This window comes from Burkholderia sp. AU44665 (assembly GCF_030504405.1).
Classification (GTDB): Bacteria; Pseudomonadota; Gammaproteobacteria; order Burkholderiales; family Burkholderiaceae; genus Burkholderia; species Burkholderia semiarida.
This window is the reverse complement of record NZ_JAUJRI010000029.1, coordinates 1-21,836: the sequence shown is the minus strand read 5'-3', so window position 1 is coordinate 21,836 and position 21,836 is coordinate 1. Positions and strand designations below refer to the sequence as shown.

The following is a 21,836-nucleotide window of genomic DNA, read 5'->3' as shown; positions in this document are numbered from 1 at the left end:
CGGTCGGGAAGCGCGTGGCGGTAGCGGGGATGTAGCGGACAAGTATAACTGTTCGTCCGATAACTCAGTGGAACGGCGCGAAAAGCGCCGCAACGGCCGCTGAGGGCCCGGCAGGGCGCCGCCGGGCGCGCAGCGGAGTTCGAAAGCGGATTCGACCGCGGCAGGGCCGCGAAGGTTCGCGCGGCGTGCGGGCCGCGGCCCGAACCGCGGACGGACGGCCGCGCCGGGACGCGGGCCGCCCGCCGCGACGGGCGTCAGCCCGCCTTGCCCTGCTTCGCGACGGCGGCCTGCGCCTGCGCGATCGCTTCCTGGTCGCCGAGGTAATAGTGCGTGATCGGCTTCAGGTTCTCGTCGAGTTCATACACGAGCGGCACGCCGTTCGGGATGTTCAGGCCGACGATGTCGCTGTCCGAGATGCCGTCGAGGTACTTGATCAGCGCGCGCAGCGAGTTGCCGTGCGCGGCGATCAGCACCTGCTTGCCGGCGCGCACCGCGGGCGCGATCGACTCGTTCCACAGCGGCAGCACGCGCGCGACCGTGTCCTTCAGGCATTCGGTGAGCGGCAGTTGCTCGCGCGGCACCTTCGCATAGCGCGGGTCGCCGAACGGCGCGCGTTCGTCGGTCGGCTCGAGCGCGGGTGGCGGCGTGTCGTAGCTGCGGCGCCACACGAGCACCTGCTCGTCGCCGAACTTCGCGGCCGTTTCCGCCTTGTTCAGGCCCGACAGCGCGCCGTAGTGGCGCTCGTTCAGGCGCCACGAGTGGACGACCGGCAGGTACATCAGGTCCATCTTGTCCTGCACGTGCCACAGCGTGCGGATCGCGCGCTTGAGTACCGACGTGTACGCGATGTCGAACGTGTAGCCGGCCTCCTTGAGCAATTCGCCGGCCTGGTAGGCTTCGTTGCGACCCTGTTCGGTCAGGTCGACGTCGACCCAGCCGGTGAAGCGGTTTTCCTTGTTCCACGTCGATTCGCCGTGGCGGATGAGAACGAGTTTGTACATGGATCTTGCGGTCGGTAGTGAGAGGGAAGCGGGGCGCGTCGCGCGGCGCCCGGTTCGGGCCCGCCATCGCGCAAGACGGTTATTTTATAATGGCGGGATTGTCCTCATCCGATTTCTCTTTTCCGGCGACATTCCGTGACGTTCTTTACCAATTACACGAACCTGGCCCTTATCGCGATCCTGCTGGTTTCCGGCGGCCTGCTTGCATGGCCGGCGCTGCGCCGCGGCCGCGGCGGCTTGTCGGCCGCGGAGGCGACGCAGCTCATCAATCGTCGCAACGCGGTCGTGATCGACCTGCGCGCGCCGTCCGATTTCGCCGCCGGCCATCTGCCGTCGGCGCGTCAGGTCGCCGCGGGCGAGATCGGCGCGAAAATTGCGCAGGTCGCGAAGAACAAGAGCACCCCGGTGCTGCTCGTCTGCCAGAACGGCCAGCAGTCGCAGAAGGCGGCGCGCGAGGTCGAGGCGGCGGGCTACGCCGAGGTGCACGTGCTCGAAGGCGGCGTGGCCGCCTGGCAGCAGGCCGGGATGCCGGTCGTCAAACAAGGAGTGGCGAAGTGAACAAGGTTTTGATGTACAGCACGCAGGTGTGTCCGTATTGCATGCAGGCCGAGCGCCTGCTGAAGCTGCGCGGCGTCGAGCAGATCGAAAAGGTGCTGATCGATCGCGATCCGGCCCGCCGCGAGGAAATGATGACGCGCACGGGGCGCCGCACGGTCCCGCAGATCTATATCGGCGACACGCACGTTGGCGGTTACGACGATCTGTCGAAGCTCGACCGCGAAGGCGGCCTCGTGCCGCTTCTGCAAGCGGCCTGATTAGGGCAGAATGGCCGCCGGCCGCGCCGCGGCTTGGGCGCGCACGATACATCCGTGGCGGCCGGCGAACAGCCGGGCCGCCCCGTCACCACTTTTAGGGAAACACCATGTCCGACGTCGAAAACCAACCGTTCTTCAACATCCAGCGCGTCTACCTGAAGGATATGTCGCTCGAGCAGCCGAATTCGCCGGCGATCTTCCTCGAGCAGGACATGCCGTCGGTTGAAGTCGAAGTCGACGTCAAGGCCGACCGCCTCGCGGAAAGCGTGTTCGAAGTCATCGTGTCGGGTACCGTCACCGCGAAGGTGAAGGACAAGGTCGCGTTCCTGATCGAAGCGAAGCAGGCCGGCATTTTCGACATCCGCAACATTCCGGACGAACAGCTCGACCCGCTCGTCGGCATCGCGTGCCCGACGATCCTGTTCCCGTACCTGCGCTCGAACATCGCCGACGCGATCACGCGTGCCGGCTTCCCGCCGATCCACCTGGCCGAAATCAACTTCCAGGCGCTGTACGAGCAGCGTCTCGCGCAGCTTCAGCAGCAGGCCGGCGCCGCGGCAGGCGCGAACGGTGCGCCGAACGGCACGACGCTGAACTGACGTTTCACTCCGGACCGGTGCTGGGTATGAAAGTAGCCGTTCTCGGCGCCGGTGCCTGGGGCACCGCGCTCGCGGGCCATCTGGCCGCGCGGCACGATACGCTTCTGTGGGCGCGCGACGCCGCGCTCATCGCCGGGCTGCAGGCCCGGCACGAAAATTCCCGCTATCTGGACGGCATCGCGCTGCCTGATGCGCTGCGCTACGACGCCGATCTCGGCGCCGCGCTCGCGCATGGCGCCGCTCACGACGCGCTGTGCGTGATCGCCGCGCCGGTGGCCGGGCTGCGCACGCTGTGTCGCGCGATGCGCGATGCAGGCTGCGTGCCCGCGCACATCGTCTGGGTCTGCAAGGGCTTCGAGGCCGACACGCATCTGCTGCCGCATCAGGTGATCGCGGCCGAGCTGCCCGAACAGCGGAGCAACGGCGTGCTGTCGGGCCCGAGTTTCGCGCGCGAGGTCGGCCAGTCGCTGCCCGTCGCATTGACGGTCGCGAGCGCGTCGGCCGAATGCCGCGAGCGCACGCTCGCCGCGTTCCATCACGGCGCGATGCGGATCTACACGGGCGACGACGTGGTCGGCGTCGAGGTCGGCGGCGCGGTGAAGAACGTGCTGGCGATCGCGACCGGCATTTCCGACGGCCTCGGCCTCGGGCTGAACGCACGCGCCGCGCTGATCACGCGCGGCCTGGCCGAAATGTCGCGGCTCGGCGTGGCGCTCGGCGGCCGCGCGGAAACCTTCACGGGGCTCACGGGCCTCGGCGACCTGATCCTGACCGCGACGGGCGACCTGTCGCGCAACCGCACGGTCGGCCTGCAACTGGCGGCCGGCCGCACGCTGAACGACATCCTCGGCGCGCTCGGCCACGTGGCCGAAGGCGTGCGCTGCGCGCAGGCCGTGCTGGCGCTCGCGCGCGCGCAGTCGATCGAAATGCCGATCACGGAAGCCGTATGCGGCGTGCTGTTCGACGGCATCGCGCCGCGGGACGCCGTGAGCGGCCTGCTGCGCCGCGACGCGCGCGCCGAATAGGCGCGGTCGGCGTCGCGCGCGACCGGATCGCCCGGCACGGTTGCGCCGGGCGCGCGGCGCCAAAGCGGACTACGCTTGAACGGTCTCCCGCGTTCCGCGAGGTTGTCATGCTGCAGATCCATTCCACCACGCTCGATGCACAGCGCGTCGACATCACGACGCTCGACGTCGATGCGATCGTCAACGCCGCGAACGGCTCGCTGCTCGGCGGGGGCGGCGTCGACGGCGCGATCCACCGCGCGGCCGGCCCCGGCCTGCTCGCCGAGTGCCGCACGCTCGGCGGCTGCGACACCGGCGACGCGAAGCTCACGCGCGGCCACCGGTTGCCGGCGCGCTACGTGATCCACGCGGTCGGGCCGGTCTGGCACGGCGGCGCGCGCGGCGAGGCCGAGCTGCTCGCGTCGTGCTACCGGCGCGCGATCGAGCTGGCCGAAGAAGTGGCCGCGACGTCGATCGCGTTTCCCGCGATCAGTTGCGGCGTCTACCGCTATCCGGCCGAAGCCGCCGTCGACATCGCGGTCGGCACCGTCGCCGAGATGCTCGCGCAGGCGCCGAATCTCGCACGCGTGGTGTTCGCGTGCTTTTCCCCCGACATCTACGACCTGTACCGCGCGCGGCTCGCGCGAACCTGACGCGCTCCGCGCCGCGGATTGCGCCAGCGAGCGTTACGCGCCGCCTTCGAAGCCGGCCTGGCGCCACGCCTCGAACACGACCACCGCGACCGTGTTCGACAGGTTCAGGCTGCGGTTGTCCGGCCGCATTGGCAGGCGCACGCGCCGTTCGTTCGGGAAGCGGTCGAGCAGCTCGGCGGGCAGGCCGCGCGTTTCCGAGCCGAACACGAACCAGTCGCCGGGCAGGAACGCATGATCGTGGAAGCGGCCCGAGCCGCGCGTCGTGAACGCGAACATCCGCGCGGGATCGGGCGCTTCGGCGGCGACGAACGCGTCCCAGTCGCGGTGCACGCGCATTTGCGCATACTCGTGATAGTCGAGGCCGGCGCGGCGCATCCGCGCGTCGTCGAGCGGGAAGCCGAGCGGCTCGATCAGGTGCAGGTGCGCGCCGGTGTTCGCGCACAGGCGGATCACGTTGCCGGTGTTCGGCGGAATTTCGGGAGCGACGAGGACGACGTTGAACATGTTTCGGTTTGGCTGGGGCGGCCGGAGCGGCGCAACGCGCGTGCCTCCGGCCGGTTCGTGACGGCCGCGCGCGGGCGGCCGGCCTTTCCATCTAATTAATCCTTGGCGGTGCGCAGCGCAACCAGATTCGTCACGCGCACGGCGCCCGCCGCCTTCAGCGCCTGCGCGGCCGCCGCGAGCGTCGCGCCGGACGTCATCACGTCGTCGACGAGCGCGACGTGGCGGCCGGCGACGCCGCCTGCCACCGCGAACGCCGCCATCACGTTGTCGTGCCGTGCGCGCCGATCGAGCCGCGACTGCGGCGCGGTGTCGGCGACGCGCGCGAGCAGGGCCGCGTCCGCTGGCACGCCGAGCCGGCGCGCGAGCGGACGCGCGATCGCCCACGCCTGGTTGTAGCCGCGCGCGACGAGCCGCCGGTGCGACAGCGGCACCGGCGCGACGAGGTCGAAGCCGCTCGCGCCGCGCGTATCGTCGACCAGCCGTGCGAGGCGGGCCGCGAATTCGCCGCCGAGCGCGAGCCGCGCGTGAAACTTCAGGCCGCGCGCGAGCCCGTCGAGCGGCGCGCGGTAATCGGCGAGGGCGAGCGTCGCGTCGAACGGCGGCGGCGCGGTGCGGCACGCTTCGCACCGGTACGCGGCCGCGCGGCCGGTGCGTCCGCCAGCGGGCGATCGTGCCTGCCCGACGCCGAGCGGCAGCGCGCACACGTCGCAGCGCAGCCGCGCTTCGTTCCAGTACGCGGCATCGCAGGCGCCGCAAATCACGGTGTGTGACAAATTGCCGCACAACGCGCAGCGATTCGGCAACGTGACCGCGGCAACGCGCACGACCAGCGTTCGAACCTGCGACAAAACGACGCGCATCGTGCGCCCGGCGGAACCGCGGACCATCGCAACACTCCTGGCATGCCGCCTCAATGAAGCTTGCGAGGCGAGCGAGTATACTTCGGGCTCTTCGCCAGTGTGCCCGACATGTCCCCAGCTTCGACTTCAACCGGCCGTCCGGCCAATGACGCCAGGCGCCTGCGGCGGATCTTCGACCGCCGTGCCGCCACGTTCGATGCGGTTGCGTTCCTGCCGCGCGAGATCGCGCAGCGGATGAACGAGCGCCTCGAATACATCAAGGTGAGCCCCGCGGCCGTGCTCGATGCGGGCTGCGGCCCGGGCGACGACCTGCCGGCGCTGCGCGCGCGCTTTCCGGAGGCGCCGGTGTTCGGCGTGGACCTGTCCGGCGCGATGCTCGCGCGGGCCGGTCAGCGCGAGGTCGAGCAGACCACCTGGCGCCGCTGGCTGCCGGCCTCGCTTGGCCGGGCGCTGGGCCAGCGCGGCCCGCGCGTCGCGCAGGCCGATTTCGCGGCGCTGCCGTTTCCCGGCGGCGCATTCGACCTGATCTGGTCGAATCTCGCGCTCCACTGGCATTCGCGTCCCGATACTGTCTTCCCCGAATGGCAGCGCGTGCTGCGCGTGAACGGGCTGCTGATGTTCAGCACGCTCGGCCCGGACACGCTGCGCGAGCTGCGCGCGGCCTGCGCGGACGCCGAAGCCGCGCTCGGCATCGCGCCCCCCGCCGCGCGCGTGATCGATTTCGTCGACATGCACGACCTCGGCGACATGCTCGTCGAGAGCGGCTTCGAGATTCCCGTGATGGACCAGGAAGTGCTGACCGTCACGTACAAATCCGCCGATTCCCTGCTGGCCGACGTGCGCCGCTGGGGCGCCTATCCGTTCGCGCGCACGGCGCCGCGGCACGCGGCGCGGCGCTTTCGCGCGGCGCTCGGCGACGCGCTGGACGCGCGCCGGCGCGACGACGGCACGATCCCGCTGACGTTCGAGGTGATCTACGGCCACGCGTGGAAGGCCGTGCCGCGCACGACCGCCGAAGGGCACGGGATCGTGCGCATCGAGGACATCGGCAAGGGGCGCCCGAAGAATCGGTAAAGCGGTAAAGAGGGGTTTTGTTATGTCCGAAATTAGCGGTGCAAAGCGGGGTCGAATTGGCGGCTAAAACGGCCGGAAAGCTTGTCGCGCTTGGCTTGGCGGGCGATAGGCGCTTGCTTGTGGATGCCATTGAACCCGCCTATAATGCGTCAGCTTGTCGTCCCGGGGTCCCCGCAATACGGGCCGGCGAGTCCGATGCAGGCATGCATCGCATGCCATTCGCGTGAGGCGGCGATGGAAGCAGCGAACGTTTTGGCGGAGACGGCGGACAGCGAACCGGTCCTCGAAGACTGGCTCATGAAACGCAACTGTTCGGTGTCGCCGCGCCAGTTCGTGCTGTTTTACGCGTCGCTCGCGGGCTTCTCGCTGGCGATCGCGGCGTTGCTGATGTGGAGAGGGGCCTGGCTCGTCATGCCCTTCACCGGAATCGAGTTGCTGGCGGTGGGTGTCGCATTCGCGATCTATGCTCGCCATGCGGTCGACTACGAGCGCATCAGGCTGTTTCCGCACCGGCTCGTGATCGAGCGGATGGATGCGGAGCGGCTCACGCAGATCGAATTCAACCCGCGCTGGGTGCGGGTCGAGCCGGGTGCGACGCCACGCGATCCGATTCGGCTGGTGTCGCGCGGGCAGACCGTCGTGATCGGGCAGCATCTCGCGCAGTACAAGCGTGCGCAGTTCGCCGACGAGCTGCGTGCGTCGCTCAGGCGCTGCGGCTGACGAGGCGCGGTCAATGGCCGGAACAGGCCGGCGGCTTGCGACGGGGGAGGGTTTGAATGGAAATTTTGGGTAAGGATGCTATGAAAACAATCAAGCGAGCCCTCGCGGGCGTGCTGGCATGCAGCGGATTGCTCTTTGCCGGTGCGGCCCTGGCGGTCGGTGATAGCCCGGGCGGCCCCCGTGTCAACGAGATCAACTTTCAGCCGCCTGTCACGAAGATCGCCGAGGAGCTCTACGATCTCCACACGATGATGCTGATCCTGTGTACGGTGATCTTCGTCGGCGTGTTCGGCGTGATGTTCTATTCGATCTTCGCGCACCGCAAATCCAAGGGCCACAAGGCCGCCAATTTCCATGAAAGCACGACCGTCGAGATCATCTGGACGATCGTGCCGTTCGTCATCGTCGTGCTGATGGCGCTGCCGGCGACGAAGGCCGTCGTCGCGATGAAGGACACGACGAACGCCGATCTCACGATCAAGGTCACCGGCTACCAGTGGAAGTGGGGCTACGACTACGTGAAGGGCCCGGGCGAGGGCATCGGCTTCCTGTCGACGCTGACCACCCCGCGCGACGAAGTGATGGGCAAGAAGCCGATCACCGACACCTATCTGCAGGAAGTCGACAACCCGCTCGTCGTGCCGGTCAACAAGAAGATCCGCATCATCACGACCGCGAACGACGTCGTCCACTCGTGGTACGTGCCCGCGTTCGGCGTGAAGCAGGATGCGATCCCCGGCTTCGTGCGCGACACGTGGTTCAAGGCCGACAAGGTCGGCACGTTCCGCGGCTTCTGTACCGAGCTGTGCGGCAAGGAACACGCGTACATGCCGGTCGTGGTCGAAGTCCTGTCGGACGACGATTACGCGAAGTGGGTCACCGCGCAGAAGGCCAAGCTGGCGAGCGCCGCGGTCGATCCGAACAAGGTCTACACGATGGCCGAACTCGTCGCGCACGGCGAGGAAGTCTACAAGGCGAACTGCGCGGCCTGCCACCAGGTGAACGGCAAGGGCCTCGGCGCATTCCCGGCGATGGACGGCAGCCCGATCGTGAACGGCCCGATCGCCGCGCACGTCGAGCGCGTGCTGCACGGCAAGGGCGCGATGCCGTCGTGGGCGTCGCTGTCGGATCTCGACATCGCTTCGGTCGTCACGTACGAACGCAACTCGTGGGGCAACCACAAGAACGACCTGCTGCAGCCGAAGCAAGTGGCCGACGCACGCAACGGCAAGCTGCCGGAAGACACGGCGGGCGCGGCAGCGGCACCGGCTGAAGCGGCTTCCGCGCCGGCGCAAGCCGCGTCGGGCGCCGAGCAGCCGGCGGCAGCGGCATCGGCCGCGCTGTCGACGATCTACTTCGAGACGGGCAAGAGCGTGCTGCCGGCCGACGCGAAAGCGGCGATCGCCGCCGCGGCCGACTATGCGAAGGCGCATCCGGACGCGAAGCTCGCGCTGTCGGGCTTCACCGACAAGACGGGCTCGGCCGACGCGAACGCCGAACTGGCGAAGCATCGTGCACAAGCCGTGCGCGATGCGCTGAAGGCAGCAGGCGTGGCGGAAGACCACATCATTCTCAAAAAGCCGGAAACGATCACGGGCGGGGCTGACGCGAAGGAAGCCCGGCGTGTCGAGATCGGCCCGGCGGCTTGACGTGTCGCTGAGTTAGTCGACGTATTCGCATTAGGAGATTCTCATGTCTAGCATCGGGCACGACGTAGCCGCGGACCACGCGCACGACGACCACGCGCACGAAGCCCCGCACGGCTGGCGTCGCTGGCTGTTCGCCACCAACCACAAGGACATCGGTACGCTGTACCTGCTGTTCTCGTTCATCATGTTCCTGTCGGGCGGCGTGATGGCGCTCGGCATCCGTGCCGAGCTGTTCGAGCCGGGCCTGCAGATCATGCGTCCGGAGTTCTTCAACGAACTCACGACGATGCACGGCCTGATCATGGTGTTCGGCGCGATCATGCCGGCGTTCGTCGGCTTCGCGAACTGGATGATTCCGCTGCAGATCGGCGCATCCGACATGGCGTTCGCGCGGATGAACAACTTCAGCTTCTGGCTGCTGCCGGTCGCGGCGGTGCTGCTGGTCGGCTCGTTCTTCGCGCCGGGCGGCGCGACGGCCGCCGGCTGGACGCTGTACGCGCCGCTGTCGACGCAGATGGGCCCGGGCATGGACTTCGCGATCTTCGCGGTCCACATCATGGGCGCGTCGTCGATCATGGGCGGGATCAACATCGTCGTGACGATCCTGAACATGCGCGCACCGGGCATGACGCTGATGAAGATGCCGATGTTCGCGTGGACGTGGCTGATCACCGCGTACCTGCTGATCGCCGTGATGCCGGTTCTCGCAGGCGCGATCACGATGGTGCTGTTCGACCGTCACTTCGGCACGTCGTTCTTCAACGCGGCAGGCGGCGGCGACCCGGTGATGTACCAGCACATCTTCTGGTTCTTCGGCCACCCCGAGGTGTACATCATGATTCTGCCGGCGTTCGGGATCGTGTCGCAGGTGATCCCGGCGTTCGCACGCAAGACGCTGTTCGGCTATAGCTCGATGGTGTACGCGACGGCGTCGATCGCGATCCTGTCGTTCATGGTCTGGGCGCACCACATGTTCGCCACGGGCATGCCGGTCACCGGCCAGCTGTTCTTCATGTACGCGACGATGCTGATCGCGGTGCCGACGGGCGTGAAGGTGTTCAACTGGCTCGCGACGATGTGGCGCGGCTCGATGACGTTCGAAACCCCGATGCTGTTCGCGATCGGCTTCCTGTTCGTGTTCACGTTCGGCGGCCTGACGGGCCTGATGCTCGCGATGGCGCCGCTCGACATCCAGTATCACGGCACCTACTTCGTGGTCGCGCACTTCCACTACGTGCTGGTGGCCGGCTCGCTGTTCGCGCTGTTCTCGGGCTGGTACTACTGGGCGCCGAAGTGGACGGGCTGGATGTACAACGAGACGCGCGGCAAGATCCACTTCTGGGCGTCGATGATCTTCTTCAACCTGACGTTCTTCCCGATGCACTTCGTCGGTCTCGCGGGCATGCCGCGCCGCTATGCGGACTACCCGGCGCAGTTCACGGACTTCAACCAGGTGGCGACGATCGGCGCATTCGGCTTCGGCCTCGCGCAGGTGTACTTCCTGTTCGCGGTCGCGCTGCCGGCCTACCGTGGCGGCGGCGAGCTGGAAAAGGCGTCGGACAAGCCGTGGGACGGCGCGACGGGCCTCGAGTGGACGGTGCCGAGCCCGGCTCCGTTCCACACGTTCGAGCAACCGCCGCACGTCGAATAAGTTTTACCGAGCGCTCCGCCGCTGCCTGCCGCGCAGGCAGGCGCGGCGGGCGCGAAACTGAGGTTTCAGCGAAGTTTCAGATGACCCGGAATCCACAAGAAAGACGAACGCCCGAGCAGATCCGCGCGGGCAACAAGCGGCTCGGCCTCACCCTGCTCGTCATCGCCGCCGTTTTTTTCGTGGGTGTCGTGATCAAGCAGTGGTGGCTGTCCACCCACTGATGCAGCAACTGACGCAGTAGCGAGGAAGTCGTCGTATGTCGAAGCCGGAAGAGGGCGCCGTGGATCGCGCGTTCAATCGTTCGATGCTGGTGAAGCTCTTCGTCGTGGCCGGGCTGATGTTCGGTTTCGGCTTCGCGCTGATCCCGATGTATCGGGCGATCTGCCAGATCACCGGCATCAACAACCTGGTGCAGCGCGATGTCAGCGAGCGCGAGGTGAAGAACTCGCAGGTCGACTACAGCCGCACGGTGTCGGTCGAGTTCGATGCGAACGCACGCGGGCCGCTCGGGTTCAAGCCGGAGCACAACAGCCTCGACGTGCACCCGGGCGAACTGACGACGATCGTGTACGACGTGACGAACGGGCAGGGCCGGCCGGTCGTCGCGCAGGCGATTCCGAGCTACGCGCCGAAGCAGGCGACGGAGTTCTTCAAGAAGATCGAGTGCTTTTGCTTCACGCAGCAGACGCTGACCGCGAACGAGTCGCGCAAGATGCCGGTGGTGTTCGTGATCGACCCGAAATTGCCGAAGGACGTGAAGACGATCACGCTGTCGTACACGTTCTTCGAGCTGAATACCCCGGCCACGCCGGCCCCGGCGCAGCGCAGTACGGCGGCGGCGCAGGGTACGGCGAAGCCGGACGCATGACGGAGACGGGGCGATGACGGAAACCAAGCGGAGCGGAACGTTCGGTCAGGCGCTGAAAGCGGTGCTGTGGTCGTTCTTCGGGGTGCGCAAGCGGCGCGACCTGGAGGCCGACGCGACGCAGCTCAATCCGCTGCACGTGCTGATCGTCGCGTTGATCGCGGCCGGCGTGTTCATCGGCGTGCTGATCCTGATCGTGCGTGCGGTGGTGGGTTGAGGGCGCGCGGCTAGCGGCCCGGGGCCAGACAGAATGCAGTGCGCGGCGCCACGGCGCGGCGTGCAGGAACGAGCGGTGGCGGTCTCGCCGCGCAAGAAATAAAGCCGGAGCGGTTTCCGGTACACAAATTGGACTGAAGTGGAGAATCAAGCATGAGCGGTCAAAACCAGACCCCGTACTATTTCGTGCCGCATCCGTCGCAGCATCCGATCAGCGCGGCCATCGGCCTGCTGGTCATGCTCGGCTCGGTAGCGCTGTGGATCAACGGTCACGACTGGGCGCCGTTCACGGCGCTGCTCGGCCTGCTGTGGTTGCTCTTCACGCTGTATCACTGGTTCGGCGACGCGATCGCCGAATCGGAAGGCGGTCATTACGGCAAGAACGTCGACAAGTCGTACCGCTGGAGCATGAGCTGGTTCATCTTCTCGGAAGTCATGTTCTTCGGCGCGTTCTTCGGCGCGCTGTTCTATGCGCGTGAAATCGCGCTGCACCAGCTCGGCAGCCTCGACTACAAGCTGATCTGGCCGGATTTCTCCGCCGTGTGGCCGAACGAAGGCCCCGCCGCGCTCGCCGGTCACTTCAAGACGATGGGCCCGTGGCCGGTCCCGACGCTGAACACCGCGTTCCTGCTGTCGTCGGGCGTGACGCTGACGATCTCGCACCACGCGCTGCGCGACGATCATCGCAAGAAGGCGATCGCATGGCTGGCCGCGACGCTCGTGTTCGGGATCTGCTTCCTGTTCCTGCAGGGCTTCGAGTACTACCACGCGTACAACGAACTGAACCTGACGCTGAACTCGGGCGTGTACGGTTCGACGTTCTTCCTGCTGACCGGCTTCCACGGCTTCCACGTGTTCCTCGGCGGCACGATGCTCGCGGTGGTGCTGGTGCGGATGATCCGCGGCCACTTCAAGCCCGATCATCACTTCGCATTCGAAGGCGCCGCGTGGTACTGGCACTTCGTCGACGTCGTCTGGCTCGGCCTGTACGTCGTCGTCTACTGGCTGTAAATGGAAAAACGGCCCGCGCAGCGATGCGCGGGCCGTTTTCATTGGTGTCGTGGGCGCGGCGGCGAAGCCGCGAGCGACACGGCCCCGGCGCCGCCGCGACTCAGTCAGGCGGCGCTTTTGCTTGGTGGCGCGGCCGTGCGGCTAAATGTCACAGCGGTCACGGCGTGCCACAGCGGCAACGGCATCAACGCCCGATCGGCAGGCCGGTCGAATGGATCCAGCCCATCCAGTTCGCGAACAGGATGAGCAGGAACAGCGACACCGACAGCCCGACGCGGGTGGCGAGCGACCAGACCATGCGTTTCGTGTGGCCGCGGTCGTGCATCATGAAGTAGAGCGCCGAGCCCATGCTGGCAATGATGAGGACGAAGGCGATGGGAACGAGGATGTGCATGACACGAACCGGACGACGGCAATTCGAAAGGAAGAGGATAATTATCGCACTTCGTTTTCGCGGATGTGCCGGGCGGGCCGCACGATGAAGATTCGCTGGCTGCCCGCGCTGCTGATCCTCGTCGTCGTCGCCGTCACGATCCGTCTCGGTTTCTGGCAGCGCGACCGCGCGCACCAGAAGGAAGCGCTGCAGGCGAGCATCGCGCGCTATGAGCAGGCGGCGCCCGTCGACATCGGCGCGCAGCCGGTTCCGCTCGCGTCGATCGAGTTTCATCGCGTGCGGGCAAAGGGCCGTTTCATGCCGGAGCAGGCGGTGTTCCTCGACAATCGGCCGTATAACGACCAGCCGGGCTTTTACGTCGTGATGCCGCTTAAACTCACGGGCGGCGGCGTCGTGCTCGTGAATCGCGGCTGGCTGCCGCGCAACATCGCCGATCGCACGGCGATCGAGCCGTTCGCGACGCCGGCGGGCGACGTCGAGATCGTCGGCATCGCGCGCGCCGACGCGTCGCGCGCGTTCGAGCTCGGCGAAGGCGGGTCGGCCGCGCACCAGAAGATCCGGCAGAACCTCGACGTCGCCGCGTATGCGAAGGAAACCGGGCTGCCGCTGCAGCCGTTCGTGATCCAGCAGACGAGCGACGACGGCGACAAGCTCGTGCGCGACTGGCCGGCGGCGACGACCGGCGTCGAGCGCAATTACGGTTACATGTTTCAGTGGTGGGCGATGGCGGCCGCCGCGCTCGGCTTCGGCCTGTACGCCGCGCGGCGTGCGGCGAAGAAGTCGGCCGGCGCGTGAGCGTCGTGCCAGGACGCGGCGCCGGCGCCGCGGGTTCGTTTCGAGAGGTCTGATTTGTCCATGCAATCTTCCCGTCAGGGTCCGGCCGCCGCGCCGATGTCGCAGGCGGCCCGCAAGCGCGGCCGCTGGATGCTCGTGCTGCTGGGGCTCGTGTGCGCCGCGCCGATGATCGCGTCGTACTTCACCTATTACGTGATCAAGCCGAAGGGCGGATCGACAAACTACGGCACGCTGATCGAGCCGCAGCGCCCGATCCCGGCCGATCTGCAGGTGACCGACGAAACCGGCAAGACGGTGCCGCTGTCGTCGCTGCGCGGCGTCTGGCTGTTCGTGATGACCGACCGCAGCGCATGCGACGACGCGTGCGCGAAGAAGCTCTATTTCATGCGGCAGATCCGCGTCACGCAGGCGGGCGAGCGGCACCGGATCACGATGGTGTGGCTGCGCAGCGATGCGGGCGCGGTGCCGCAGAAGGTGCTGGACGCGTATCCGGACACGCGCCGGCTCGTCGCCGATCCGGCCGCGGTGGCTGCGTGGCTGCCCGCCGACGCCGGCACGAAGGACAGCGACCACCTCTATCTGGTCGACCCGAACGGCAACCTGATGATGCGTTTCCCGAAAGACCCGAATCCCAGCAAGATCAAGTCGGACGTGACGAAGCTGCTGAAGTGGTCGAGCATCGGTTAAGGCGAGAGAACGAGGCACCATTCCGATGTCGTATCTACTGCAACTCGGCCTGATCGGCCTGTGCATCGCGCTGCTGCCGCTGTCGTACGTGTGGGTGAAGGCCGACGACGACAAGTTCCGCAAGCTCGTGTGGATCACCACGTTCCTGACCCTCGACCTCGTGATGTTCGGCGGCTTCACGCGGCTGACCGATTCGGGCCTCGGCTGCCCCGACTGGCCCGGCTGCTACGGCACGTCGTCGCCGTTCATCGCGCACGCGGCGATCACGGCCGCGCATCAGGCGATGCCGACGGGGCCCGTCAGCATGACGAAGGCGTGGATCGAGATGATCCACCGCTATTTCGCGATGGCGATCGGCGTGCTGATCATCGCGCAGGTGGTGATTGCGTGGGCCGCGCGGCTGCGCCGCCGCCCGCTGCACGTGTCGCCGTGGTGGCCGACGAGCCTGCTGCTGCTGATTCTCGTGCAGGGCGCGTTCGGCGCATGGACGGTCACGATGAAGCTGCAGCCGGTGATCGTCACGATCCACCTGCTGCTCGGCCTCACGCTGCTCGGCACGCTCGGCTGGCTCGCGGCGCGGCAGACGCCGCTGCCGTCGCATGACCCCGAGGCCGGGCGTTACCGCGCGGCCGCGCTGGCGGCGCTCGTGCTGCTCGTCGTGCAGATCGCGCTCGGCGGCTGGGTGAGCACCAACTACGCGGTGCTCGCGTGCACCGACTTCCCGACCTGCAACGGCCAGTGGATTCCGCCGATGGACTTCCAGCACGGCTTCCACCTGTGGCGCGCGCTCGGGATGACGAAGGACGGCGACGCGATCACGCAGGACGCGCTGGTGGCGATCCACTGGACGCACCGCACGTTCGCGTTCGTCGTGGTCGCGTACCTGGTTGCGTTCGCGCTGAAAATGCGCCGCTTCGAGTCGCTGCGGCGGCCCGCGAACGGCGTGCTGCTGGTCGTCCTGCTGCAGTTCGTGACGGGGCTGACCAACATCGTGCTGCAGTGGCCGCTGCCCGTCGCCGTCGCGCACAACGGCGGGGCCGCGATCCTGCTGCTGCTCGTCGTCATGTTAAACTTTCGCATCCTTTCAAGCCGCCCCGGCCGTGTCGCGCAGCCTGCGCGCGACGCCGCCCCGGCGTGACCGCCCCCATGCAAAGCACCCTCTCCCAATCGCCCGGTAGCCGCTTTTCCCAGTACATGGCGCTGACGAAGCCGCGCGTCACGCAGCTCGCGGTGTTCTGCGCGGTGATCGGCATGTTCCTCGCGACGCCGGGCATGGTGCCGTGGCATGTGCTGATCGGCGGCACGGTCGGCATCTGGCTGCTGGCCGGCGCCGCGTTCGCGATCAACTGCCTCGTCGAACAGAAGATCGACGCGATGATGCGCCGCACCGCGTGGCGTCCGTCCGCGCGCGGCGAGATCACGACGCCGCAGATCCTGCTGTTCTCGGCCGTGCTCGGCAGCGTCGGCGCCTGGACGCTCTATACGTTCACGAATCCGCTGACGATGTGGCTGACGATCGCGACGTTCGTCGGCTACGCGGTGGTCTACACGCTGCTGCTCAAGCCGATGACGCCGCAGAACATCGTGATCGGCGGCGCGTCGGGTGCGATGCCGCCGGCGCTCGGCTGGGCCGCCGTCACCGGCGCGGTGCCGGGCGACGCGTGGATCCTCGTGCTGATCATCTTCGTATGGACGCCGCCGCATTTCTGGGTGCTGGCGCTCTATCGCCGCAAGGATTACGAGAACGCCGGGCTGCCGATGCTGCCCGTCACGCACGGCGAGCAGTTCACGCGGCTGCACATCCTGCTGTACACGGTGATCCTGTTCGCGGTCACGATGATGCCGTTCATTTCCGGCATGAGCGGCGCCGTCTACCTGACGAGCGCGGTGCTGCTCGGCGCGGTGTTCCTCGCGTATGCGTGGAAGATCCATCGCGACTATTCGGACGAACTCGCCCGCAAGGCCTTCCGCTACTCGATCGTCTATCTGTCGCTGCTGTTCGTCGCGCTGCTCGTCGATCACTATGCACGCCCGCTGCTCGGCGTGTAACCGCACGGTTTGAACGCAATGCTCCCATCACGGTTCGGGCGCCGCGCGCGCCAAGGCTGGATGCTCGCGTGCGCATTCGCGGCAGCGCTGCTGCTTGCCGGATGCGACAACGCGCCGAAATTCCAGAATCTCGACATCACCGGCAACACGCAGTTCGGCAGCGACTTTTCGCTGCCCGATACGACCGGCAAGGTCCGCACGCTCGCCGATTTCAAGGGCAAGGCCGTCGTGATGTTCTTCGGCTATACGCACTGCCCGGACGTGTGCCCGACCACGATGGCCGAGCTCTCCGAAGCGCTGAAGCAGCTCGGGCCCGATGCCGCGAAGCGCGTGCAGGTGCTGTTCGTCACCGTCGATCCGGAGCGCGACACGCCGGCGCTGCTCGGCCAGTACGTGCCCGCGTTCGATCCGTCGTTCATCGGCCTGCGGCCGGCCGACGAAGCGGCGCTGAAGAAGGTCACGAAGGATTTCCGCGTGTATTACGCGAAGGTGCCCGGCAAGACGCCCGGCAGCTACACGATGGATCACACGGCCGCGAGCTACGTGTTCGACCGCGACGGCAAGCTGCGCCTGTTCGTGCGCGACGGCCAGGGCCCGGCCCCGTGGGTCCACGACCTGAAGCTGCTGGTCGACTGACCGGCAGCAGCCGGGCGCCCGGCCCGGCGTTGTACGTGACGGCCGTTTCGCGCCGTCACGTTTCCCTCTCTCATTGTGTGCGCATGCGCTGCCCGCCGGGCGGCGCGTCGGCATGCGCGTGCGTCGCGCCGCAGCCGCGTTACGGCAGCGCCGGCACGTTGAAGCCGGAGGCGGCGCGCGTGATCCGGAATTCCGTCACGCGATAGGTGGCGAGCCCCTCGGTGACGAACGGGTCGGTCTCGAGGATCGCGTCGAGTTCGTCGCGATCGATGCGGGCCGCGAGGATCACGCCGCCTTCGCGCGGCACTTTCGGCCCCGCCGCGATGAAAATGCCCTTGTCGAATTGCGGCTGCAGATACGCGCGGTGGCGTTCGAGCGCGTCGTCGATGCGCTCGAGCGACGCGGTGTAGTGGATGTCGATGACGTACATGGATGGCCCTGGAATGATGCCGGCGCGCCGCGCACCGGCCAGCCGGTCTTTTTAGCACAGCGGATGCGGGCTGTCGCGCCGGCGAGCCGCGTGGCGGGTGGCGGGTGGCGGGTGGCGCCGCCTGTCGATCGCCGGTTCGCCGCGGCCGCGCGTATTCAAGATGTAAGCCTCGTTGCCGTAAATGAAAGAGCAACCGTTTGCGCGCGGCAGGCCGTTCGCGCGCCGGAGGCATCGACATCGACAGAGGCACGCAGATGAGCAGAATGAGTTTGAACCGCAAGCTGTGGCTCGCGCTTGCGCTGGTATGGATCGGTCTTCTGGGCGTCGGCGCATGGAGCGCCTACGAGACGCGCGCGACGATGCTCGCCGAACGCAAGGCGGGCATCGCGAATCTCGTCGATTCGGCGGCGGGCATCGTGAAGGCCTATCACGCGCTCGCGCAGAGCGGCACGCTGCCCGAGGCCGACGCGAAGCGCGACGCGCTCGCGAGCCTCGCCGCGATGCGCTACGGCGATTCGGGCTACGTGTTCGTGATGGATTCGAAGCCGGTCGTGCTGATGCATCCGACGCTGCCGAAGCTCGTCAACACGCAGGTCGGCGACTATCTCGATCCGGACGGCAAGCCGCTGTTCGTGACGATCCTGAACGCGGCGAAGGCGACCGGCAGCGGGTTCGCCGAATATCGCGGGCGGCTGCCGCACAGCGAGACGGCCGTGCCGAAGATCAGCTACGTCACGCGGTTCGCGCCGTGGGACTGGAACATCTCGAGCGGCGTGTTCCTGAAGGACATCGACACCGTCTACTACCGCACGCTGCTCGGCCACCTGGCCGTGGTGTTCGTGATCGGCCTCGTGATCAGCGCGGCGATGCTGGTGATTATCCGCAACGTGCGCGGCAGTCTCGGCGGCGAGCCGGACGAAGCGGCCGCGCTCGCGGCGCGCATCGCGCGGGGCGACCTCACGCAGCCGGTGCCGGTGCGCGCGGGCGACCGCACGAGCATGATGGCCGCGATGCACGACATGCAGGCGCGGCTGCAGGCGACGATCGGCGGGATTCGCCAGTCGGCCGAATCGATCGCGTCGGCGAGCCGCCAGATCTCGGCCGGCAACGACGACCTGTCGCAGCGCACCGAGGAGCAGGCCGCGTCGCTCGAGGAAACGGCCGCGAGCATGGAGCAACTGACCGCGACGGTGAAGCAGAACGCCGACAACGCGCGACAGGCGAGCGGGCTCGCGAACAACGCGTCGGACATCGCGCGCACGGGCAGCGACGTCGTGAACCGCGTGATCGGCACGATGGGCGAGATCGACGACAGCTCGCGCAAGATCGCCGACATCATCGGCGTGATCGAGGGCATCGCGTTCCAGACCAACATCCTCGCGCTCAACGCGGCGGTCGAGGCCGCGCGCGCGGGCGAGCAGGGCCGCGGCTTCGCGGTGGTCGCGGGCGAGGTGCGCTCGCTCGCGCAACGCAGCGCGACGGCCGCGAAGGAGATTCGCGCGCTGATCGTCGATTCGGTCGAGCGCGTGCGCAACGGCTCGGCGCTGGTCGGCCAGGCCGGCACGACGATGGGCGAGATCCTGCAGGCGGTCGCGCGCGTGACCGACATCATGGGCGAGATCGCGGCCGCGTCCGAGGAGCAGGCGAGCGGCATCACGCAGGTCGGCCGCGCGGTCACGCAGATGGACCAGGTGACGCAGCAGAACGCGGCGCTGGTCGAGGAAGCCGCGGCGGCGGCCGCGTCGCTGCAGGAACAGGGCGCGCGGCTGCGCGACGCGGTCGGCGCGTTCCGGGTCGGCAATACCGGCGGCCCGTCGTCGCAGGGAGCCCGTGGCACGGCGGCCGAACCGGCATTCGGTAGCGCGAAGGCGGCCGACGGGCTGGCGGCGGCGTGACGCATGCCGCGTGAGGGGGATGCGTCGCGGCAGGAACGCAACTAACGGCCGAGTCGTGCAGCGATCGCCGGCACTGCTCTGGTGCATACCCATATGAGCGGGATGTATTTCACTTCCCGCCGATCCTGTGACACCATTTGCCCCTTCGTGCGAGTCCGGGCATACCCGTATCGCGCCCCATTTCAGTCAAGCAAGAAAGCGAGAAACAGATGAAGCGTCGCAGTCTCCTGAAGGTATTTTCCGTGCTGGCCACCGGCGCCGCGCTGACGCTGTCGGCAGGCGCGCACGCCGAAGACAAGGTGATCAAGGTCGGCACGGTCGCCGGCCCGGATGCGCAAGTGTGGCAAGTCGTGCAGAAGGTCGCGAAGGAGAAGGAAGGCCTGAACGTGAAGGTCATCGAGTTCAACGACTACGTGCAGCCGAACGCGGCGCTCGATTCGGGCGACCTGGACGCGAACAGCTTCCAGCATCAGCCTTACCTCGACAGCCAGGTGAAGCAGCGCGGCTACAAGCTCGTCAGCGCGGGCCTGACCTACATCTCGCCGATCGGCGTGTATTCGAAGAAGTTCAAGTCGCTGAAGGATCTGCCGCAGGGCGCGAAGCTCGCGGTGCCGAACGATCCGTCGAACGAGAACCGCGCGCTGCTGCTGCTGCAGACGCAAGGCGTGATCAAGCTGAAGGCGGGCGCCGGCACGGGCGGCAACAACGCGACGGTGCTCGACATCGCCGAGAACCCGAAGAAGCTGAAGATCTCGGAACTCGATGCCGCGCAACTGCCGCGCGTGCTGTCGGACGTCGACGCGGCCGTGATCAACACGAACTACGCACTGGCCGCGAACCTGCAGCCGACCAAGGACGCGATCGCGCTCGAAGCGCTGACGAGCCCGTACGCGAACCTGATCGCCGTGCGCGCGAAGGACAAGGATCAGCCGTGGGTGAAGAAGCTGGTGAAGGCGTACCAGTCGCCGGAAGTGAAGGAGTTCATCAAGAAGCAGTTCAAGGGCTCGATGGTCGCGTCGTTCTGAACGCGATCGGTTGATCGAATGAAGGCCTGCACGTGTGCGGGCCTTTTTTTCGTCGGCGGTGAACCGTGTTTTGTTGCCGTCGCGTAGGCGTTGCTCAAATCCGCTTTCACGCGTTTGATTTGCACGGGCGAGGCAGGAAAAACGATCTCGAAATTGCACTCGCGTGTCGCCGATAATGAGGTTTTCTAACGGTCTGCCACATTCGCATCTATCTTCGGCGCCGTCGTTTGAAGCTAAAACCAGTATGTCGCTTCCGGTACCTGCATCCCGCCGCCATTGTCGCCGGCAAGACGGTGGCCCACTACAATAGAGTGGCAAGGGAGGGAGATAGGCTATGGTAGATCTTGAGAAAAGGGTGATTGAGTTTGTAAGGAAGAAATCTGGATTGCCTATTTCATTCGTGGTTGATGAGATAACGGAAGGTACCGATTTGGATCTGGACTTGAGCTTTGATGATTGTGAGATCGAGGATCTGATGCGGGAGTATTCGGTGAAATTTAATGTTGATTTAAGTGGATTCGATATAAAAAAATATTACCCGGAAGACGATTCCTCATTTTTAGACTTGATCAATCCATTCAAGAAAAAAGTGATCCATCGTGTTCCGGATCTGAATGTTCGAATGCTGATCGCATCGGCAAAAGCGGGACGCTGGCTCTACGACTGACCGCTCACATCTCCCCGCGCCGCGAGCAGATCGACATGATCTGCTGGATCGCGTAGTTGTCGCGCACACCCGGCAGCGACTGCACGACGCATTCGTGAAAGCGCCGTTCGCGCGGCAGCAGCATCGCGTTGTTGCGGTACAGCGCGTCGCACGAGCGCTGGATCAACTGCGCGGCGGCGCCGTTGCGGCTCTCACGTAGCGCATTGAGCATGCAGTCGTCGTATTGCGCGTTGCCGTCGGTCAGCGCGAACGTTGCTCCTGGCAGTACCAGCGCAATGGTCGCGCATGCGATTGCACGAATCGTTCGTTTCAAGTCTCCTCCGATGGCATGGACCGGGTCGGCGGACAGCATAACGTAAAGCTGTCAACGCGGCTGGCGCGTTGCGCCCGAACCGGCGCGGCGTGGCGGGCCATGACGGGCGCGCCGGCTTTTCCTCGGTTTCTTCCGACGAAAACCGGTTTCGTACCAGTACTGTGCGACGCGGACGCATTGCCATATACTGTATATCCATACAGGTGCGACCTGAAAGTCGCTATCACAACTGTCTTGCCAATAGCAACCGGACAAGACCTGCTGTTCTGCCAGCAGTAGCCCACTCGGTCGTGCGTCGCTGGTAACGGCGGGGTGCGGAGCAT

General features: G+C 66.7%; 27 protein-coding genes. 21 read left to right on the top strand and 6 right to left on the bottom strand.

Going from position 1 to position 21,836, the window contains the following annotated elements; translation table 11 throughout:
• Positions 1-254 precede the first annotated feature (254 nt).
• Complete coding sequence (gpmA, locus tag QZM15_RS30990; protein ID WP_060966616.1) at positions 255-1,001, bottom strand: 2,3-diphosphoglycerate-dependent phosphoglycerate mutase; 747 nt, start codon at positions 999-1,001, stop codon at positions 255-257.
• Between the two features lie 135 nt (positions 1,002-1,136).
• Here gpmA and QZM15_RS30985 point away from each other — a divergent pair, with 135 nt between their 5' ends.
• The 5 genes from QZM15_RS30985 (at position 1,137) to QZM15_RS30965 (ending at position 4,072) form a co-directional block, all read left to right on the top strand.
• On the top strand, positions 1,137-1,559 hold the full coding sequence (locus QZM15_RS30985; RefSeq protein ID WP_040142128.1) for a rhodanese-like domain-containing protein: 423 nt from the start codon (positions 1,137-1,139) through the stop codon (positions 1,557-1,559).
• Entirely contained in the window at positions 1,556-1,816 is a 261-nt protein-coding gene (gene grxC, locus QZM15_RS30980) for a glutaredoxin 3 (protein WP_006477722.1), read from the top strand. Before QZM15_RS30985 ends, grxC begins: the two co-directional genes overlap by 4 nt.
• Positions 1,817-1,923: 107 nt before the next feature.
• Positions 1,924-2,415 carry a protein-export chaperone SecB gene (gene secB / locus QZM15_RS30975; protein ID WP_059576108.1) on the top strand — a complete coding sequence of 164 codons (492 nt, stop codon included), beginning with the start codon at positions 1,924-1,926 and terminating at the stop codon, positions 2,413-2,415.
• 26 nt (positions 2,416-2,441) lie between these two features.
• On the top strand, positions 2,442-3,440 hold the full coding sequence (locus QZM15_RS30970; RefSeq protein ID WP_059576111.1) for an NAD(P)H-dependent glycerol-3-phosphate dehydrogenase: 999 nt from the start codon (positions 2,442-2,444) through the stop codon (positions 3,438-3,440).
• 107 nt (positions 3,441-3,547) lie between these two features.
• Entirely contained in the window at positions 3,548-4,072 is a 525-nt protein-coding gene (locus tag QZM15_RS30965) for an O-acetyl-ADP-ribose deacetylase (RefSeq protein ID WP_302107856.1), read from the top strand.
• Positions 4,073-4,105: 33 nt separating this feature from the next.
• Here the strand turns inward: QZM15_RS30965 and trmL are convergent, their stop codons facing one another.
• Together trmL and QZM15_RS30955 are read right to left on the bottom strand one after the other, a co-directional pair.
• Positions 4,106-4,576 carry a tRNA (uridine(34)/cytosine(34)/5-carboxymethylaminomethyluridine(34)-2'-O)-methyltransferase TrmL gene (gene trmL / locus QZM15_RS30960; RefSeq protein ID WP_302107855.1) on the bottom strand — a complete coding sequence of 157 codons (471 nt, stop codon included), beginning with the start codon at positions 4,574-4,576 and terminating at the stop codon, positions 4,106-4,108.
• Positions 4,577-4,671: 95 nt separating this feature from the next.
• The gene (locus tag QZM15_RS30955; protein WP_226224907.1) at positions 4,672-5,463 is read right to left on the bottom strand and encodes a ComF family protein; all 792 of its coding nucleotides are present in this window, start codon (positions 5,461-5,463) and stop codon (positions 4,672-4,674) included.
• Positions 5,464-5,544: 81 nt separating this feature from the next.
• On the opposite strand from QZM15_RS30955, the gene QZM15_RS30950 reads away from it, so the two are divergent.
• The 8 genes from QZM15_RS30950 to QZM15_RS30915 all read left to right on the top strand — a co-directional run bounded on the left by QZM15_RS30950 (position 5,545) and on the right by QZM15_RS30915 (position 12,622).
• Positions 5,545-6,510, top strand: coding sequence for a methyltransferase domain-containing protein (locus QZM15_RS30950; protein WP_302107854.1), 966 nt, complete (start codon positions 5,545-5,547; stop codon positions 6,508-6,510).
• Between the two features lie 195 nt (positions 6,511-6,705).
• On the top strand, positions 6,706-7,230 hold the full coding sequence (locus QZM15_RS30945; protein ID WP_059576125.1) for a DUF2244 domain-containing protein: 525 nt from the start codon (positions 6,706-6,708) through the stop codon (positions 7,228-7,230).
• 56 nt (positions 7,231-7,286) lie between these two features.
• Positions 7,287-8,879 (top strand): cytochrome c oxidase subunit II, encoded by a 1,593-nt coding sequence (coxB, locus tag QZM15_RS30940; RefSeq protein ID WP_059576128.1) that lies wholly within the window; start codon positions 7,287-7,289, stop codon positions 8,877-8,879.
• 43 nt (positions 8,880-8,922) lie between these two features.
• Positions 8,923-10,530 carry a cytochrome c oxidase subunit I gene (ctaD, locus tag QZM15_RS30935; RefSeq protein WP_006477731.1) on the top strand — a complete coding sequence of 536 codons (1,608 nt, stop codon included), beginning with the start codon at positions 8,923-8,925 and terminating at the stop codon, positions 10,528-10,530.
• 80 nt (positions 10,531-10,610) lie between these two features.
• Positions 10,611-10,751: a cytochrome oxidase small assembly protein gene (locus tag QZM15_RS30930; RefSeq protein ID WP_006486385.1), complete on the top strand. Its 141-nt coding sequence runs from the start codon at positions 10,611-10,613 to the stop codon at positions 10,749-10,751.
• A 35-nt stretch (positions 10,752-10,786) separates the two neighbouring features.
• On the top strand, positions 10,787-11,398 hold the full coding sequence (locus QZM15_RS30925; RefSeq protein ID WP_089465173.1) for a cytochrome c oxidase assembly protein: 612 nt from the start codon (positions 10,787-10,789) through the stop codon (positions 11,396-11,398).
• Between the two features lie 13 nt (positions 11,399-11,411).
• The gene (locus QZM15_RS30920) at positions 11,412-11,612 is read left to right on the top strand and encodes a DUF2970 domain-containing protein (RefSeq protein WP_059642688.1); all 201 of its coding nucleotides are present in this window, start codon (positions 11,412-11,414) and stop codon (positions 11,610-11,612) included.
• Positions 11,613-11,764: 152 nt separating this feature from the next.
• Positions 11,765-12,622: a cytochrome c oxidase subunit 3 gene (locus QZM15_RS30915; RefSeq protein WP_006486364.1), complete on the top strand. Its 858-nt coding sequence runs from the start codon at positions 11,765-11,767 to the stop codon at positions 12,620-12,622.
• A gap of 184 nt (positions 12,623-12,806) precedes the next feature.
• On the opposite strand, the gene QZM15_RS30910 is transcribed toward QZM15_RS30915, so the two are convergent.
• Positions 12,807-13,016, bottom strand: coding sequence for a twin transmembrane helix small protein (locus QZM15_RS30910; RefSeq protein ID WP_006477735.1), 210 nt, complete (start codon positions 13,014-13,016; stop codon positions 12,807-12,809).
• An 84-nt stretch (positions 13,017-13,100) separates the two neighbouring features.
• Here QZM15_RS30910 and QZM15_RS30905 point away from each other — a divergent pair, with 84 nt between their 5' ends.
• Genes QZM15_RS30905 through QZM15_RS30885 form a run of 5 tightly spaced genes read left to right on the top strand, consistent with a single transcriptional unit; the run spans position 13,101 to position 17,183 of the window.
• The gene (locus QZM15_RS30905) at positions 13,101-13,811 is read left to right on the top strand and encodes an SURF1 family protein (RefSeq protein ID WP_059642790.1); all 711 of its coding nucleotides are present in this window, start codon (positions 13,101-13,103) and stop codon (positions 13,809-13,811) included.
• Positions 13,812-13,871: 60 nt separating this feature from the next.
• Positions 13,872-14,498: a hypothetical protein gene (locus QZM15_RS30900; RefSeq protein WP_059576133.1), complete on the top strand. Its 627-nt coding sequence runs from the start codon at positions 13,872-13,874 to the stop codon at positions 14,496-14,498.
• A gap of 25 nt (positions 14,499-14,523) precedes the next feature.
• Positions 14,524-15,636 carry a heme A synthase gene (locus QZM15_RS30895; RefSeq protein ID WP_059576136.1) on the top strand — a complete coding sequence of 371 codons (1,113 nt, stop codon included), beginning with the start codon at positions 14,524-14,526 and terminating at the stop codon, positions 15,634-15,636.
• An 8-nt stretch (positions 15,637-15,644) separates the two neighbouring features.
• Positions 15,645-16,547 (top strand): heme o synthase, encoded by a 903-nt coding sequence (cyoE, locus tag QZM15_RS30890; RefSeq protein WP_059576139.1) that lies wholly within the window; start codon positions 15,645-15,647, stop codon positions 16,545-16,547.
• An 18-nt stretch (positions 16,548-16,565) separates the two neighbouring features.
• A complete protein-coding gene (locus QZM15_RS30885) occupies positions 16,566-17,183 on the top strand; it encodes an SCO family protein (protein ID WP_059576142.1) in 618 nt (205 codons plus the stop codon).
• Positions 17,184-17,322: 139 nt separating this feature from the next.
• On the opposite strand, the gene QZM15_RS30880 is transcribed toward QZM15_RS30885, so the two are convergent.
• Positions 17,323-17,613: a YciI family protein gene (locus tag QZM15_RS30880; RefSeq protein ID WP_006477740.1), complete on the bottom strand. Its 291-nt coding sequence runs from the start codon at positions 17,611-17,613 to the stop codon at positions 17,323-17,325.
• Between the two features lie 254 nt (positions 17,614-17,867).
• Between QZM15_RS30880 and QZM15_RS30875 the strand changes: the two genes are divergently transcribed.
• The 3 genes from QZM15_RS30875 (at position 17,868) to QZM15_RS30865 (ending at position 21,200) form a co-directional block, all read left to right on the top strand.
• Complete coding sequence (locus tag QZM15_RS30875) at positions 17,868-19,508, top strand: methyl-accepting chemotaxis protein (protein WP_302107853.1); 1,641 nt, start codon at positions 17,868-17,870, stop codon at positions 19,506-19,508.
• Between the two features lie 209 nt (positions 19,509-19,717).
• On the top strand, positions 19,718-20,533 hold the full coding sequence (locus tag QZM15_RS30870) for a MetQ/NlpA family ABC transporter substrate-binding protein (protein ID WP_059576148.1): 816 nt from the start codon (positions 19,718-19,720) through the stop codon (positions 20,531-20,533).
• A gap of 334 nt (positions 20,534-20,867) precedes the next feature.
• Positions 20,868-21,200, top strand: a complete 333-nt coding sequence (locus QZM15_RS30865) for a DUF1493 family protein (protein WP_302107852.1) — start codon at positions 20,868-20,870, stop codon at positions 21,198-21,200.
• A gap of 4 nt (positions 21,201-21,204) precedes the next feature.
• On the opposite strand, the gene QZM15_RS30860 is transcribed toward QZM15_RS30865, so the two are convergent.
• A complete protein-coding gene (locus tag QZM15_RS30860) occupies positions 21,205-21,513 on the bottom strand; it encodes a VF_A0006 family four-cysteine protein (RefSeq protein ID WP_226233111.1) in 309 nt (102 codons plus the stop codon).
• Between the last annotated feature and the right edge of the window lie 323 nt (positions 21,514-21,836).